At 62.5% G+C, this 16,142-nt stretch carries 13 protein-coding genes and 2 pseudogenes; 12 read left to right on the top strand and 3 right to left on the bottom strand.

The features are described from left to right. The first annotated feature begins 78 nt into the window (after nucleotides 1-78). The 5 genes and pseudogenes from IHQ72_RS19915 (at nucleotide 79) to IHQ72_RS19935 (ending at nucleotide 7,749) form a co-directional block, all read left to right on the top strand. Complete coding sequence (locus IHQ72_RS19915) at nucleotides 79-2,091, top strand: acetyl-CoA carboxylase biotin carboxylase subunit (protein WP_258116706.1); 2,013 nt, start codon at nucleotides 79-81, stop codon at nucleotides 2,089-2,091. A gap of 197 nt (nucleotides 2,092-2,288) precedes the next feature. Next, the gene (gene dnaE / locus IHQ72_RS19920; protein WP_258116707.1) at nucleotides 2,289-5,816 is read left to right on the top strand and encodes a DNA polymerase III subunit alpha; all 3,528 of its coding nucleotides are present in this window, start codon (nucleotides 2,289-2,291) and stop codon (nucleotides 5,814-5,816) included. 105 nt (nucleotides 5,817-5,921) lie between these two features. Continuing rightward, entirely contained in the window at nucleotides 5,922-6,329 is a 408-nt protein-coding gene (locus tag IHQ72_RS19925) for a methyltransferase family protein (protein ID WP_258116708.1), read from the top strand. After that, nucleotides 6,289-6,842 (top strand): annotated as a pseudogene (locus tag IHQ72_RS19930) (methyltransferase). The gene IHQ72_RS19925 and the pseudogene IHQ72_RS19930 overlap by 41 nt, the downstream one beginning before the upstream one ends. Before the next feature lie 103 nt (nucleotides 6,843-6,945). Next, nucleotides 6,946-7,749: a potassium channel family protein gene (locus IHQ72_RS19935; protein ID WP_258116709.1), complete on the top strand. Its 804-nt coding sequence runs from the start codon at nucleotides 6,946-6,948 to the stop codon at nucleotides 7,747-7,749. Between the two features lie 105 nt (nucleotides 7,750-7,854). On the opposite strand, the gene IHQ72_RS19940 is transcribed toward IHQ72_RS19935, so the two are convergent. After that, nucleotides 7,855-8,736, bottom strand: a complete 882-nt coding sequence (locus tag IHQ72_RS19940) for a DMT family transporter (RefSeq protein ID WP_258116710.1) — start codon at nucleotides 8,734-8,736, stop codon at nucleotides 7,855-7,857. A gap of 182 nt (nucleotides 8,737-8,918) precedes the next feature. Between IHQ72_RS19940 and IHQ72_RS19945 the strand changes: the two genes are divergently transcribed. Continuing rightward, the gene (locus IHQ72_RS19945; RefSeq protein WP_258116711.1) at nucleotides 8,919-9,425 is read left to right on the top strand and encodes a hypothetical protein; all 507 of its coding nucleotides are present in this window, start codon (nucleotides 8,919-8,921) and stop codon (nucleotides 9,423-9,425) included. Nucleotides 9,426-9,496: 71 nt separating this feature from the next. Here the strand turns inward: IHQ72_RS19945 and IHQ72_RS19950 are convergent, their stop codons facing one another. Next, the gene (locus tag IHQ72_RS19950) at nucleotides 9,497-10,825 is read right to left on the bottom strand and encodes a DNA polymerase IV (protein ID WP_258116712.1); all 1,329 of its coding nucleotides are present in this window, start codon (nucleotides 10,823-10,825) and stop codon (nucleotides 9,497-9,499) included. A 68-nt stretch (nucleotides 10,826-10,893) separates the two neighbouring features. Here IHQ72_RS19950 and IHQ72_RS19955 point away from each other — a divergent pair, with 68 nt between their 5' ends. From IHQ72_RS19955 to IHQ72_RS19970, 4 genes and pseudogenes are all read left to right on the top strand, one after another. Continuing rightward, nucleotides 10,894-11,469 carry a GNAT family N-acetyltransferase gene (locus tag IHQ72_RS19955; RefSeq protein WP_258116713.1) on the top strand — a complete coding sequence of 192 codons (576 nt, stop codon included), beginning with the start codon at nucleotides 10,894-10,896 and terminating at the stop codon, nucleotides 11,467-11,469. A gap of 149 nt (nucleotides 11,470-11,618) precedes the next feature. Beyond that, a pseudogene (locus tag IHQ72_RS37410) lies at nucleotides 11,619-11,750 on the top strand (DUF6065 family protein); the annotation flags it as partial. 125 nt (nucleotides 11,751-11,875) lie between these two features. Next, a complete protein-coding gene (locus IHQ72_RS19965; RefSeq protein WP_258116714.1) occupies nucleotides 11,876-12,037 on the top strand; it encodes a hypothetical protein in 162 nt (53 codons plus the stop codon). A gap of 137 nt (nucleotides 12,038-12,174) precedes the next feature. After that, nucleotides 12,175-13,662, top strand: coding sequence for a hypothetical protein (locus tag IHQ72_RS19970; RefSeq protein ID WP_258116715.1), 1,488 nt, complete (start codon nucleotides 12,175-12,177; stop codon nucleotides 13,660-13,662). Between the two features lie 24 nt (nucleotides 13,663-13,686). On the opposite strand, the gene IHQ72_RS19975 is transcribed toward IHQ72_RS19970, so the two are convergent. Beyond that, nucleotides 13,687-13,986 carry a DUF3572 domain-containing protein gene (locus tag IHQ72_RS19975; protein ID WP_192365257.1) on the bottom strand — a complete coding sequence of 100 codons (300 nt, stop codon included), beginning with the start codon at nucleotides 13,984-13,986 and terminating at the stop codon, nucleotides 13,687-13,689. 253 nt (nucleotides 13,987-14,239) lie between these two features. Between IHQ72_RS19975 and IHQ72_RS19980 the strand changes: the two genes are divergently transcribed. Both IHQ72_RS19980 and IHQ72_RS19985 read left to right on the top strand, forming a co-directional pair. Further along, nucleotides 14,240-14,596 (top strand): response regulator, encoded by a 357-nt coding sequence (locus IHQ72_RS19980; protein WP_287247952.1) that lies wholly within the window; start codon nucleotides 14,240-14,242, stop codon nucleotides 14,594-14,596. A gap of 33 nt (nucleotides 14,597-14,629) precedes the next feature. Continuing rightward, on the top strand, nucleotides 14,630-16,003 hold the full coding sequence (locus IHQ72_RS19985; protein ID WP_258116721.1) for a PleD family two-component system response regulator: 1,374 nt from the start codon (nucleotides 14,630-14,632) through the stop codon (nucleotides 16,001-16,003). Nucleotides 16,004-16,142 lie beyond the last annotated feature (139 nt).

Below are 16,142 nucleotides of genomic sequence, written 5' to 3' on the forward strand. Positions count from 1 at the left end.
CCGGGGATATGCGCCAACTTGCCTTGACCGGCCGGGCGAAGCCCATAAAAGAAAGGCAGCCGAGGGAACGCAACCCGCATGTTCACAAAAATCCTGATCGCCAATCGTGGCGAGATCGCCTGCCGCGTCATCAAGACGGCGCGCAAGATGGGCATCGCCACCGTGGCGATCTATTCGGATGCCGATCGTGACGCCGTGCATGTCGAGATGGCCGACGAGGCTGTCCATATCGGGCCTTCGCCGGCCGCTGAGAGCTATCTGGTGCCGGAGAGGATCATCGCTGCCTGCAAGGCGACAGGTGCTGAAGCCGTGCATCCCGGCTACGGGTTTTTGTCCGAACGCGCATCCTTCTGTGAAGTGCTGGAGAAAGAAGGCATCGTCTTCATCGGCCCGAAACCCAGAGCGATCAGGGCGATGGGCGACAAGATCGAGTCGAAGAAATTCGCCAATGCAGCCAAGGTCAGCACGGTGCCAGGCTGGCTCGGCGTCATCGAGAATGCCGTCCATGCGGAAAAGATCGCCGGCGAGATCGGCTATCCCGTGATGATCAAGGCCTCGGCCGGCGGCGGCGGCAAGGGCATGCGCATCGCCTGGAGCAAGGCCGAGGTGCGCGACGGGTTCGACCGGGCGCGGTCGGAGGCCAAAAGCTCGTTCGGCGACGACCGCGTCTTCATCGAGAAGTTCGTGGTCAATCCGCGCCACATCGAGATCCAGGTGCTGGCCGACGCGCACGGCAACGCGCTTTATCTCGGCGAGCGCGAATGCTCGATCCAGCGCCGCAACCAGAAGATCGTCGAAGAGGCGCCTTCGCCCTTCCTCGACGCCAAGACCCGGAAAGCCATGGGCGAGCAGTCGGTGGCGCTGGCCAGGGCGGTCGACTATCAGAGCGCCGGCACGGTTGAGTTCATCGTCGACAGCGAAAAGAACTTCTATTTCCTTGAAATGAATACGCGATTGCAGGTCGAGCACCCGGTAACCGAGCTCGTCACCGGCATCGATCTGGTCGAGCAGATGATCCGCATAGCTGCCGGCGAAAAGCTCGCTATCAAGCAAAGCGATGTCAAGCTGAACGGCTGGGCGGTGGAAAGCCGGCTCTACGCCGAGGATCCGTATCGCAATTTCCTGCCGTCGATCGGCCGGCTGACGAGATACCGGCCACCGGAAGAGGGACAGGTCGGCGAAATTGTCATCCGAAACGATACCGGCGTCACCGAGGGTTCGGAAATCTCGATGTTCTATGATCCGATGGTCGCCAAGCTGTGCACCTGGGCGCCGACCCGGCTCGCGGCAATAGACGCCATGTCCGTGGCGCTCGACAGCTTCGTCGTCGACGGCATCGAGCACAACATGCCGTTCCTGGCAGCACTTATGCAGCATCCGCGCTGGCGGGAAGGGCTGATATCGACCGCCTTCATATCAGAGGAATATCCCGATGGCTTCGCGCCGATCGTGCCTGATAGCGAGGAGAAGGCGGTGCTCGCATCGATTGCCACCGCGGTCGAACTGCTGCGCCGCGACCGGCTCGACCGGCTGGGCGGGCGGCTGGCGCCGCATTCGGGTGTCCTGAAACGCGACTGGGTGGTCAAGATCGGCAAGGATTACCTTTCGGCCTCGGTGCTCGAAGGCATGATCTCCATTCCGATGGCGATCGATCTGTCGATCGACGGCGGCAAGGCGCTGACGGTCACGTCCGACTGGCGGCCGGGCGATCTCATCTGGCACGGCACGGTCGGCGACCGAAGAATCGCCGCGCAGATCAGGCCGGTACCGAACGGGCTTCGCATCGCCTGGAAAGGTATGTCGGTGACCGCACGCGCCATGCTGCCGCGCACCGCCGAACTCGAAAGGCTGATGCCGGAAAAATTGGCGCCCGACACCTCGAAGATGCTGCTCTGCCCGATGCCCGGCCTTGTCGTGTCGATCGCCGTTGCCGAAGGGCAGGAGGTCAAGGCCGGCGAGACGCTGGCCGTGGTCGAGGCGATGAAGATGGAAAACGTGCTGCGCGCCGAGCGCGACCTCACCGTGTCGAAACTCAAGGCAAAGCCGGGCGACAGTCTCGCCGTCGATGCGGTGATCATGGAGTTTGCGTAAGGCTGAAAACAAAAACCCGCCTAGCGGCGGGCCGTTGGCGCAAATCAGCACCATGCATATATTCCTAGCATAAATGCCGTCACAAAGCAACGGATCGCGAGCTTGCAAGGCTCGAGTCGCAATTGCTGGACTCGCATCGTCCGGTGCCGGACAATACATCTTCATCGACTGAGTCCTTTCAAACGGCGCTAAAAACCATGGCGAATGAGACACTTCCACGCGACCCCTTGCGGCGCGAGGCCCTTGTGAGGGCATCGCGGCCGGAAGTGCCTGCGCGCCCGTTCATTCATCTGCGCGTCCATTCGGCCTATTCGTTGCTCGAAGGCGCATTGCAGCTCGGCACGGTTGTCGGCCATGCGGTCAAGGATGAGGCTCCAGCCATCGCCGTCACCGACACCAACAATCTGTTCGGCGCGCTCGAATTTGCGCAAAAAGCGGTGAAGGAGGGCATCCAGCCGATCATCGGCTGCCAGACCACTCTCGCCTTTTCCGGCGAAGCCAGCGACAGCCAGCGCGACCGCAGGCGGCAAGGCCCGGATATGCGGCCCGTGGTTTTGATCGCGGCGACCGAGGCCGGCTACAGCAATCTGGTCAGGCTGGTCAGCCGGGTCTATCTCGAAACGCCGCCCGGCGAGGCCGTGCATCTGACGACCGAGATGCTGCAAGGCCATTGCGACGGCCTGATCTGTCTCAGCGGCGGGCCGCGCGGCCCAATCGGCAACGCCTTGAAGGAGGATCGCCGCGATCTCGCCGAGACGCGGCTTTTGGCGCTCAAGGCGCTGTTCGGCGACCGGCTCTATGTCGAGCTGGAACGGGTTTCCGGTTATGACCGGGCGATCGAGCAATCGTCCGTCGACCTCGCCTATACCAATGACTTGCCGCTGGTCGCCACCAACGAGGCGTTTTTCTCCTCCCGCGACGACTATGAGGCGCATGACGCGCTGATTGCCATCGCCGAAGGTTCGGTCGTCGCCGTCGACAACCGCCGCCGCCTGTCGCCCGACAATTTTCTGAGAAACCAGGCTGACATGGCGAGGCTGTTCGCCGATCTGCCGGAAGCGATCGACAACACCGTCGAGATCGCGCTGCGCTGCTCCTACTACCCCAAGACCCGCAACCCGATCCTGCCGCGCTTTGCCGGCGGCGATGTCGCCGATGCCGATGCGGCGGTGAAGGCGGAGGCGCAGGAGCTTGCCAGACAGGCGCATGAAGGGCTGGAGGCGCGGCTCGCCGCGCACGGACTGGCTCCCGGCTACACGGTCGAACAATATCGCGAACGGTTGGAATTTGAGCTCGGCGTCATCGAGAAGATGAAGTTCCCCGGCTACTTCCTGATCGTCGCCGACTTCATCAAATGGGCGAAGGCGCAAGGCATTCCGGTCGGGCCGGGCCGCGGTTCGGGCGCCGGCTCGCTGGTCGCGTATTCGACGACCATCACCGATATCGATCCGCTGCGCTTCTCGCTGCTGTTCGAGCGCTTCCTCAATCCCGACCGCGTGTCGATGCCCGACTTCGACATCGATTTCTGCCAGGACCGGCGCGAGGAGGTCATCCGCTACGTCCAGCAGAAATACGGCCGCGACCAGGTCGGCCAGATCATCACCTTCGGCACGCTGCAGGCTCGCGCGGTGCTGCGCGACGTTGGCCGCGTGCTGCAGATGCCCTATGGCCAGGTCGACAAGCTCTCCAAGATGGTGCCGTCGAACCCGGCCAATCCGGTCAAGCTCGCCGACGCCATCGCCAACGAACCGCGCTTTGCCGAAGAGGCCGAGCGCGAGCCGATCGTGCAGACGCTGCTCGACATGGCGCAGAAGCTGGAAGGGCTCTACCGCCACGCCTCGACGCATGCCGCCGGCATCGTCATCGGCGACCGGCCGCTGTGGGAGCTGGTGCCGATGTACCGCGACCCGCGTTCCGACATGCCGGTCACCCAGTTCAACATGAAGTATGTCGAGCAGGCCGGGCTGGTGAAGTTCGACTTCCTCGGCCTGAAGACGCTGACGGTGCTGGAGACTGCGGTCAAGCTGATCCGCCGCCGCGGCATCGAGATCGATCTCGCCCACATTCCGCTCGACGACCCTGATACCTACGCCATGCTATCGCGCGGCGAAGTGGTCGGCGTGTTCCAGGTGGAAAGTGCCGGCATGCGCAAGGCGCTGATCGGCATGCGGCCCGACTGCATCGAAGACATCATCGCGCTGGTCGCTCTCTATCGGCCGGGACCGATGGAGAACATACCGACGTATAACGCCAGAAAGCATGGCGAGGAGGAGATGGCGTCGATCCACCCGAAGATCGACCATCTGGTGAAGGAGACGCAAGGCGTCATCGTCTACCAGGAACAGGTGATGCAGATCGCGCAGGAGCTCTCCGGCTATTCGCTGGGCGAAGCCGATTTGCTGCGCCGCGCCATGGGCAAGAAGATCCGCGCCGAGATGGACAAGCAGCGCGAACGCTTCGTTTCGGGCGCGGTCGAGCGCGGCGTCGGCAAGCCGCAAGCCGACTTCATTTTCGACCTGCTGGCAAAGTTCGCCGACTACGGTTTCAACAAGTCGCATGCCGCCGCCTATGCAGTCGTCTCCTACCAGACGGCCTATCTGAAGGCGCACTACCCGGTCGAGTTCCTGGCCGCGTCGATGACGCTCGACATGGGCAACACCGACAAGCTCGCCGATTTCCGCCAGGATGCGCTGCGCCTCGGCATCGATGTCGTGGCGCCGTCGGTGATATCAAGCTTCCGCGCCTTCGAGGTCGGCGAGAACCGAATCTTCTATTCGCTGGCCGCGCTCAAGGGCGTCGGCGACGCCGCGGTCGAGCACATCGTCGCCATGCGCGGCGAAAAACCGTTCAAGAGCCTCGCCGATTTCTGCGAAAGGGTCGATCCGAAGATCGTCGGCAAGCGGGTCTTCGAAAGCCTGATCATGGCCGGCGCGCTCGACTGCTTCGGCCACGACCGCGCCGCGATGATGGCCGGCGTCGAGCGGATGATGGGGCTGGCGTCGCTGGCGCAGCAGAATGCAATATCGGGCCAGCACGACATTTTTGGCGCCTCGCTCGGCGCGCAGTCGCAGGCGCTCAATCTGCCGGCGACCGACCCGTGGCTTGCCGCCGACCGCCTGCACCGTGAATTCCAGGTGGTCGGCTTCTATCTCTCGGCTCATCCGCTGGACGAATACAAGGCGGCGCTGCAGAAGATGCGGGTGCAGAACTGGGCCGAGTTCTCGGCGGCCGTCAAACGGGGTGCTGCCGCCGGGCGGCTTGCCGGCACCGTCACCACCAAGCAGGAGCGCAAGACGCGCACCGGCAACAAGATGGGCGTCGTGCAGTTCTCCGACACGTCGGGCCAGTATGAAGCAGTGCTGTTTTCCGAGGGGCTGGCGCAGTATCGCGACCTGCTCGAGCCCGGCCGTTCGGTGGTGATCACCGTTTCGGCCGAGGACAGGCCAGAAGGCGTCAATCTGCGCATCCAGACCGTGCAGTCTCTGGAGGACGAGGCAAGTCGCATCCAAAAAGCCTTGCGCATCTTTGTCAGAGATGACCGACCCGCGTCGGCGATTCAATCGCAGCTGACCCAGCGCGGCGACAGTCAGGTGAGCATTATCGTTATCAAGGATGAGGCGCAAGGCGAGGTCGAGATCGAACTGCCCAACCGTTACCGCGTCTCGCCGCAGATTGCGTCGGCCATGCGCGCGGTGCCGGGCGTGGTGGAAGTCGAGTTGGTGTGAGCTAACGACCGTATTCCGCCAGCCCGGTCGCATTGCCCGGTGACGATGCCGCTGGTGTTGTGAGCTCTGCGGCCTGGGTCTTTTCGGCGGCCGGGGGAGCGGGTCATGGATGAGCGGGATGCCGCTGCCGAACTCCAGAAAATGGTCAATGGCTTCCAGGTATCTCAGGCGATTTGCGTCGCCGCCACGCTGGGCATTGCAGACCATCTCAAGGACGGAAAACGCACCAGCGGCGAACTGGCCGCGTTGACCAATACTCATCCGCAGGCGCTCTACCGGCTGCTGCGCGCCCTTGCGTCGGTCGGCGTGTTCCATGAAGCGGAAGACCGGTCGTTCTCGCTGACCCCGCTCAGCGGCGCGTTGCGATCCGATGTTCAGCAGTCGGTCGAGCCGTGGGCGATTCTGGCCGGACGGCCGTATTTCCGTCAGGCATCCGGAAGAGTCCGTCATCTTCCACCGCGCGATGACGGCCATGTCGCGTGGCGTCGCCGCCGCGGTGATCGCGGCCTATGACTTCCGGCCGTTCTCTGTCGTCATGGATGTCGGGGGCGGGCAGGGCGCGCTGCTTGCCGAAATCCTCTGCCGCAATCCCGGCCAGCGCGGCATTCTTTTCGATCAGCCGCAGGTCTGGCGAAGGCCGGCCCGGTCTTTGACGCCGCGGGCGTATCCGATCGATGCGACATCGTCGCCGGCGATTTCTTCGTCTCGGTGCCCGAGGGCGCCGATGCGATTGTGCTTAAATGGATCCTGCATGACTGGGACGACGACACAAACATCCGGATCCTGAAAACCTGCCGCCGGGCGATGCGCCCCGAAGGCAAGCTGCTGGTGCTCGAGAGCATTCTGGCGCCGCCCAACGAAGGCGCCGGCGCAAAATTCGGCGATCTGAACATGCTGGTCATGCCGGGCGGGCAGGAGCGCACGGCGGAAGAATTCAGGTCGCTGCTTGCGGCGTCGGATTTTCGGGTCGCGAATATTGTTGAAGCCGGACCTCGCATCAGCATCATCGAGGCGGAACCGGTCTGACTGCTTTGCGGGTCTGAAACGCTCCGGATGTTCTCAAGCCACAGCGGCTTCCCTCTGCTCTGCCCACTGGACGGCTGTCGCAGCGAACGTTATCGCAGTTGTCATGAAGGCGCCGGAAAGGGAAGGAGTGGAGGATTTTTCAGCCTTGGCGCGGCTGCGCGGCACGCTGCGCAAACTTTATCACGGGCGCACGCCCGCGGCTTTCCGGTTTCAACTGGTCGCCATTGTCATCGACCTTGCCATCATCGCCTTCTTCATCGCCACACCGGTGATCCAGGAGTCGTCCTCTTTCCTCTGGCTTGATTATTCTGTGGCAGCACTTGTCGCCGCTGACATGATTGCCCGGCTGCTTGCCTCCAACGACATGCTGCGCCTGATGAAACAGCCGGCGTCGTGGGTCGATGCCTTTATCCTGCTGACGCTGCTGATGCCTTCGGCGCTGGCCAACCTAGGTTTTCTGCGCATATTGCGGCTGTGGTCGCTGTCACGCAGCGGCGCGCTGTGGCGGTTTTTCGAGATGCGCGGGCTCAAAAAATGGCGCGAGGCGAGCCATGCAGTCATCAATCTCCTGACATTCCTCCTTGTCATCACCGGCTTCGTCTACACCTTCTTTTTCAGCACCGGGGCCGGTCTCGAAGGCTATGTCGACGCGCTTTATTTCACCGTCGCCACGGTGACAACGACCGGCTTCGGCGACATCGTCCTGCCGGGTATCGCCGGCAAGCTCACCGCGATCGTCACTATGATCATCGGCATATCGCTGTTCGTCAGGCTGGCGCAGGCGCTCTTCCGCCCCGCCAAGGTGTTTTTTTCCTTGCCCCAATGCGGACTTCAGCGGCACGAACCCGACGCCGTCCACTGCAAGGCCTGCGGGCATCTCCTCAACATCCCCGACGAAGGCGACTGAAATGCGAGGCTAGAGCGCGGTTTTGGTGGAATCAAAACCGCGCTCTAACTCTTTGCTTTAACGCATTTTGTCGGACGCCAAACGAAGACGTTTGGCTGCAAAATGCTAAGACGCTGCCACTTCCGCAGGTTTGGTCGCTTTTTTCTGCAGATTGAGCAGATTGCCCAGCAGGATCAGCAAGGCTCCGCCGGCGGTGAAAGCGTCGATCTGCTCCTGATACAGCAGCCAGCCGATCAGCGCCGACAGCGGCACGCGCAAAAAGTCCATCGGCGAGATGACGGTCGCGTCGGCATAGGCGAGCGCGCGGGCCATGCAGAAATGCGACGACATGCCGGTGAAGGCGATCAGCAGGAGCCACGGCCACAGTTCGAGCGGCGGGTTGCGCCATTCGTAGAGCGCCGGGACAAGGCCGAGCACGGACTGGATGACCAGCATCCAGAAGATGATGGACACGACGCTGTCCGTCCGCGTCAGCGATTTGACCAGGACCACAGATATACCGAAGCAGACCGCAGCACCCAGCACGACAACATGTCCCGGATCGACGGAGCCGACGCCCGGACGGACGATGATCAGCACGCCGATCAGCCCGAGCACGATGGCCGCAAGTCTGGGCCGGCTTAGTCTTTCACCAAGAAAGCCGACCGCCAGAATGGCCGTCCAGATCGGCGTCGTGAATTCGATGGAGATCAGCACGGCCAGCGGAATCAGCGTCAAGGCGTAGAGCCATGCTGCCTGGCCGACAAAATGGACGACATTGCGGGCGATATGGGCCAAGGGGCGTTTGGTGCGCATCGCCGCGAAACCGCCTGATATCATCACCAGCGGCAGGAGGATGAAAAGGCCGATCACCGAGCGCAGTTCCAGCACCTGGAAGACGTTGAGCTCGGCTGTCGTGGCGCGGCCGGCGACCGACATCGTCAGAAACGACGCGATCGACAGCGCCATCCAGAACGCGGCCTTGGGGATCGACGGTGAGGGTGCCATGCACGCTATGTCGCAAGCCGAGACTTTCATCGCAACCGCTAATCGACGCATTCGGCTGGGCCAGAGGCGGCACGTTGAAAAGCGGTCATGCTGAGGGCGGAACCTGCCGTCACGGCGGGCGTTGGTCCAACAGCCAATTCGTTGGAAACATCGTCGTTCCGATATCAACGAGGAGAGATCCCATGAAATCATTCGCACGATTTGCACTTGCCGCCTGCCTGGCGGCTGCGGCCGGCGCGGCTCATGCCGACGAGGCCGATTTTCTCCGTTCGTTCCGGGGGAATTTCGCCGGCAAGGGCACCGTCAAGGTAACCACCGAGGCGCCGACGGTGAATGTCTCCTGCCGCTTCAATTCTGACGCGACGTCGACCTCCTTGTCGCTGGATGGCAAATGCCGCGGCCTTGTCGTGGTGACACGCGCCATCAGTGCCGATCTGAAGTCCAGCTGGGCGAAGTACAGTGGCACCTATGTCGGATCCCGCACCGGGCCGGCACAGCTCAGCGGCAGCCGTTCGGGCAATGCCATCAATCTCGGCATCCGTTGGGCCAAGGAGGTCAACGGCGATCGCAAGGCGCAAATGACGGTCGAGAAGAACGGCGAGGACGGCATGCGGCTGACCGTTACCGACGTCGACCCGAAAACCGGCGAGAGCGTGGTGACCAGCCGGATCGATCTGCAACGCATCTGACGGTACGGTCTATCTTTTTTGTTCGAGCATGATCTTTTCCGAAAAACGGATTCCACTTTTCGGGGTCATGCTCAGTCCTCGATCGGCTCGGGCGGGTGGGCGTTGCGGCCCTTGCCGAAGGTGTAGCCGGTCTCCACCGCCCTGCGGCCGAACTTGTCGCGCAGCGTGTCGATGGCGCCTTCGGCCATGGCGCGCTTGCGCGACTGGATATCGACGAGGTCGGGCGGATCGGCCTTTTCGTCATTCGAGAGATCGCTGACACCGATGCCGAGCAGGCGGTATCTTGTGCCATCCGCTTCCTTGCGCAGCAGCTCGAGCCCGGTCGAAAAAATGCGGTCGGCCAGCCGTGTCGGGTCGCCGAGTTGGAGATTGCGCGTGCGGGTCTTGAAATCCTGGGTCTTCAGCTTCAGCACGACGGTGCGCCCGGCGATGCCGGATTTCTTCAGCCGTCCCGAGACTTTTTCCGACAGCGCCCTCAGCACTGAAACCAATTCATCCAGGGAATCAATGTCGATGTCGAAGGTGGTCTCTGCCGATACGCTCTTTGCGTCCTGGTCGGGATGGACGCGGCGCTCGTCCTCGCCGCGTGAAAGATGGTAGAGGCGGTCGCCCATCACGCCGTAGCGGCGCATCAGGTCGCCGCGCTCCATGCGCTGCAACTGGCCGATCGTGCGGATGCCGTCCCGTTCAAGCGTGGCGGTGAAGGCTTTTCCCACGCCCCAGATCAGCGTCACCGGCTGCTCGGCCAGAAAGCCAGTCGCCTCGGCCTCGCCGATCACCGAAAAGCCGCGTGGCTTGCGAAAGTCCGACGCCACCTTGGCCAGGAACTTGCAGTAGGACAGGCCTGATGAAACGGTGATGCCGATCTCTTTCTCCACGCCCAGCGCGAAGCGTGCGAGCACCACCGCCGGCGGCAAGCCATGCAGGCGCTCAGTGCCGGCAAGGTCCAGAAACGCTTCGTCGATCGAGATCGGCTCGACCAGCGGCGTCAGCGCCTGCATCATGGCGCGCACCTCGCGGCCGACGCGTGCGTATTTTTCCATGTCCGGCGGGATGACGACCGCTTCCGGACAGGCTTCGAGCGCCTTGAACATCGGCATCGCCGAGCGCACCCCGTGGATGCGCGCGATGTAGCAAGCGGTGGAGACGACGCCGCGCTTGCCGCCGCCGATGATCAACGGCCGGTCCTTCAGCGCCGGGTTGTCGCGCTTTTCGACCGCCGCATAAAACGCGTCGCAATCGATATGGGCGAGATGCAGCCGATAGAGCTCCGGATGGTGGGCAAGTCGTGGACTGCCGCAGCGTTCGCAGCGCCGTGCCTCGCCGCGCTGAAAGGTCAGACAGTCGCGGCAAAAACCGTGATCGGGATTGTTGACAGGAGCCGCCATCGCTGCGAACATAAAGAGAACAAAGGCAATGGTACGTCAGGACGGACGCCACGACAAGGCGGTGGGCCGGGAGAGAGCTCATGAATACGACCATAGCGCCGCTGGTGCCTGAGCTTTGGGCTGATTTCGAAGATCTTTTCGGTAAGCAAGGCGCCTGCTACGGCTGCTGGTGCACACATTTCCGGCTGTCGCCGGCAGCGCGCCGCGCCAGCGACCGGGAGCGCAACAAGGACCACATCAAGGCGCGGATCGAGGCCGGGCCACCACCGGGCCTGCTGGCGTTCGAGGATGGCAAGGCGGTCGGCTGGATGCAGATCGGCCCGCGCGCCGACGTGCCCGAATGGAACAATAAGGGCAGGGGGTCGGCGCCGGTCGATCCTGCCGACGCCACGGATCCGGGCGTCTGGGCGATCTCTTGCTTCTTCATCCGCGTCAAGGCGCGCGGCAGGGGCGTGACGCACCGGCTGGTCGAAGGCGGCATCGAGTTTGCTCGCCAGAATGGCGCGCGGCTGGTCGAGGCGTGTCCGATCGACCTGTCGAAAGATTCGCGTTCGATCGGGCTGTTCGTCGGCTCGTCGCGGGTCTTCGAGAAAGCCGGCTTCGAGAGGCTGGTCGAGCGCAAGGCGGGCCGACCGCTGATGCGATTGGTGCTTTAACCAGTGCTGCTGTGCGCGCCGCTGCCGCGGCGGTCGCTCGGCGGCGGCCAAATCTCGTAGCCGGCCTGCATAATCAGACGGTTGACATCCAGCAGGAATAAATCCGCCTGCGGCCCGTTCCTCCTCGGATTTTTCCATGGAGGCTATCGATGTTTCATTTTTCCCAGACCACTCGCTCGATCCGGTTTGTCTGTCCGCCGGAAGACCATGGCGTCATCGCGCCGCCGGTGGCGGCCAAGACGGTCCTGCCGGACTGGTTCCGCAAATTGCCGCCAGTCGATTCGCAGCCCGCCGTCCCTTTGCCGTTGCAGGCGCCGGACCAGATCGTAGCGACTGGGCTGAGTTCGCCTGACGGCCGAAGACCAGCACCTCCTTCGCGGCGCCGTTTGTTGCCGCCGCAGCGGCGTTGATAAAATCGGCAAACAGCAACGCCACCGCAGCCGACATTCACGACGCGCTCGGCAAGTCGGCGGAAGATCTCGGCGCGCCGGGCAAGGATGCCGTCTTCGGCTGGCGCCTGCTCAATGCCCGGGCCGCTTGCGTCGTCACGGCGAAGAAGGCGACGTGATGCTCCACTGTTGATGCCGGCGCGAAGGATCACTACGGATCGGCTTCTGGCGCCCAAGGAGGGATTGCACCTCGCCCGTTTCTGCTTACGGTGACCTCTGGAGTTTTCTACCACAAGAATAGCAACGGAGATTCTGCGTGAACCGCGTTCTGCCAGCCGTCTTTGTTCTCGCGCTCAGCGCGCCCGCCTTCGGCCAGACCGTTGACAGCGAGGGTGCGAAGCAGCTCTCCGAAAATCTGTCCCGCTATATCGGCAAGCAGGCGAGCGGTCTCCTGAAGGTTTCGGTGGAAGGCGACGCCTACAAACTCGCCGTCGACGTCAAACCTGTCGTGGACCTGCTGGCGGCGCAGCATTCCTTCAAGTTCGACTTCAGCCCCTACGCATTGCTCGTCAAGCCAAGCAGCAACGGGACATGGAGCGTCTCGGCGGATGTGTCGCCAAGCGGGTCCTTCGAGTTCAAGGGGCCGGAAGGCCCGCAGAGCATGCAGTTCTCGATCAAAGACAGCAAGTTCACCGGCGTCTACGATCCCGAACTGGCAGCTTTCACCAGTGCAACACAGTCGATGGCCGGCATGACGATCAATTCCCAGGACGCCATGCAGCGCGCCAAGGTGAGCGCCGGCGCCGGTACTGCCACCATGAACGCAACCAAAGCTGCGAATGGCGGCGTGGATTTCACCGCGATGCAGACGGTCGCCGATTTTGCCGAAGCGCTTGATTTTGACGACCCCAAAAGCGGGCTGAAATTCCCGCTCACGATCAAATCGCCAGAACTGTCGGTGAATGCGACCGGCAAGGGCGTGCGGACAAAGCCGTTTCTCGATCTGCTGGCATTTGCCGTCGCCAATGAAGACGAAGCCAAGCTGAAGGCCAACCAGACGCAGCTCAAATCGCTTTTGCTCGCCGCGCTGCCGCTGTGGGAGCGGATCGACGGAAGCTACGGGCTCAAGGATATCAGTGTCGAAAGCCCGGTCGGACATTTCGGTGCGGCGGAGCTCGGCACCAGCTTCGGGACCGACGGCATCGCCCAGAACGGAGCAGTCAACTATACGATCAAGGCCGCAGGATTGACGATCCCTCCGAATCTTGTGCCCGCCTGGGGTACGGCGTTGCTGCCCACCGACATCAATCTGAATTTCGGCGGCGCCAACATCGATCTCGACAGCATGGCGAAAAAGGCGATCGAAGCCTTTGATCTAAACAAGAATCCGCCGCTGCCGGCGGACTTTGGCGATCAGATCAAAGCTGATTTCATGGCCAAGACGCCGAAATTTGTCATCGGCCACAGCACCGTGAAGAACGGCGACATGGAAATCGCGATGGAAGGCGAGATGACGTTCCCCGGCATGAAGCCGGAGGCAAATGTGACGATCGATATCGCAGGCTACGACAGAATTGTGGAAAGCCTGCAGGCGGCGGCGAAGTCGGAGGCGGAAGCCGCGCAATATGTGCCGGTGGCGCTTGCGATCAAGGGATTCGGCAAGACGCTGCCGGACGGCCGCATCGAATGGGTCGTCAACGGCAAGCCGGACGGTTCGGTCACGGTCAATGGTGTCATGGTGAAGCCGGCCGATCCGGTTGCGAATGATGAAGGCGACGACAGCGAAGAAGAAACGACGCCGTAGGCGTTTTCGCGATCCGATCGTCGCTCATATCGAATGTTCATGGTCGTCGTCGCCAAGCGGCAGCGCCCGCAGCGCCTTGCCGACGGAAGCCGGCGGCGTGCCGGTTTCCTCCGCGAAACGCATGAGCGTCGGCTCGTGGGCGAGGATGAACTGCAGCACGCCGGCCAGGAATCCCGGCTCGCCGGCGGCCTGGCGGATGGAATGCGCCTCAATGCCGGTGATCGCCAGGAAACGGGGCAGAAGTTCCGGATCGGCGGCGACGAAGCCCAATGCCTTCACGGCAATGGTTTCCGCTTCCTCGCGCATTGACGCTGCGTTTGCCATCACTACCTTCTTGCGCGGTGGAATGAGTCTCTTTTTGGCAGTAATCGCAAGCGTCGCCTGCGGCAAGCCATCTAGCTCTGCAATGCGGTGTTCGAGGTGAAATCCGAAGCTTTTCCGGCAACCGGTTTCCGTTTCGTCAATTATATTGCCGTAGAGTCGAGCAGGGTTTGGTGCGTACCGGCGAGGGCGCATGACGGCAACAACCTTCGCGCGGAAGGCAGGCCGGGACGGGAATTTGATGCCTAAGAAGGTCATGATCGTCGAGGATAATGAGCTCAACATGAAGCTCTTTCGCGACCTCATCGAAGCGAGCGGTTACGAGACGGTACGCACACGCAACGGCCTGGAAGCGCTGGATCTGGCGCGACTGCACAAGCCGGACCTCATTTTGATGGACATCCAACTGCCCGAAGTGTCGGGGCTGGAAGTGACCAAATGGCTGAAGGAGGACGACGACCTCCATGTCATACCGGTCATTGCCGTCACCGCATTCGCGATGAAGGGCGATGAGGAGCGTATCCGCCAGGGTGGCTGCGAAGCCTATATTTCCAAGCCGATCTCGGTGCCGCGTTTCATCGAAACCATCAAATCCTACCTGGGCGACGCCTGATGCGCCCTTCCAGCCGAGCCGGAGCTTTATAAGATGACCGCACGGATCCTCGTCGTCGACGACATCCCTGCCAATGTAAGGCTGCTCGAGGTCCGGCTGCTTGCCGAATATTTCGAGGTGCTGACCGCCACCAACGGGCTGGACGCGATCGAGACCTGCGAAAACGGCAAGGTCGACGTCGTGCTGCTCGACGTGATGATGCCTGATATGGACGGGTTCGAGGTGTGCCGGCGGCTGAAGAGCGATCCGGCGACGTCGCACATCCCGGTCGTCATGATCACCGCGCTCGACCAAGTTTCGGACCGGGTGCGCGGACTCGAGGCCGGTGCCGACGATTTTCTGACCAAGCCGGTCAACGATCTGCAATTGATGACGCGCGTCAAAAGCCTGGTCAGGCTGAAGACGTTGACGGACGAGCTGCGCCTGCGCGCCTCGACCACGCGCAATATCGGCATCGAGGAGCTGTTGAGCCGCAACTTCGCATCCGCAGATACCACGCCGAAGGTTCTGCTGATCGACGAGCGCAAATCCTCCTTCGAGCGGGTCCAGAAGATGCTGCGCGGCAGCGCCGACCTCGACATTGCCACCGATCCGCATGCCGGCTTCTTCCAGGCCGCCGAGACGCCCTATGAATGCGTGATGATCTCGACGGCCTTTGCCGATTTCGATCCGCTCAGGCTCTGTTCGCAACTGCGTTCGCTCGATCGCACCCGTTTCGTGCCGATCATCCTTTTGGCGCAGCAGGGTGAGGAGGGGCGCATCGTCCGCGGCCTCGAACTCGGCATCAACGACTATCTGATGCGGCCGATCGACCAGCAGGAGCTGATCGCTCGGCTGCGCACGCAGGTGCGCCGCAAGCGCTACAACGACCAGCTTCGCGCCAGCGTCACCCAGACCATCGAGATGGCGGTGACCGACGCCCTGACGGGATTGCACAACCGCCGTTACCTCGACAGTCACCTGCAGACGCTGTTCGACCGTGCCGTGGCGCGGCGACGGCCGCTGTCGATGATGATCACCGATCTCGACCGCTTCAAGACCATCAACGACGCACATGGCCATGACGGCGGCGACGAGGTGCTGCGCGAATTCGCGCGGCGGCTGCGCAAGAATGTGCGCGGCATCGATCTCGCCTGCCGCTTCGGTGGCGAGGAATTCGTCGTGGTGATGCCGGACACGGACGGCGCGGTCGCCGAAAAGGTCGCAGAGCGCATTCGCGCCGAAATCGCCCATATGCCGTTTGCCGTTGGTCATGACGGCAAGACGATCGAGGTTACCGTCAGCGTCGGCGTGTCGTCGGTGCTGAAGGGCGTGGATACGGTTGCCGGGCTGATGAAACGCGCCGACCTCGCGCTCTACGCAGCCAAGAGCGCCGGCCGCAACCGCGTCGTCGCCAACGCGGCGTAAGGTCCGTTGATATTCAGCTGGCCTGCAAATGGCAGTGTCCTGCGCTTCCGGTACTGGCGTACCCGAACGTGCGCTCCGTTCCGGTTTTCGGAAACCACCTGTTGGTCGCTTACGCGCCTGTCTTCGACTCCGCTCAGCC

This window comes from Mesorhizobium onobrychidis (assembly GCF_024707545.1).
GTDB lineage: Bacteria > Pseudomonadota > Alphaproteobacteria > Rhizobiales > Rhizobiaceae > Mesorhizobium > Mesorhizobium onobrychidis.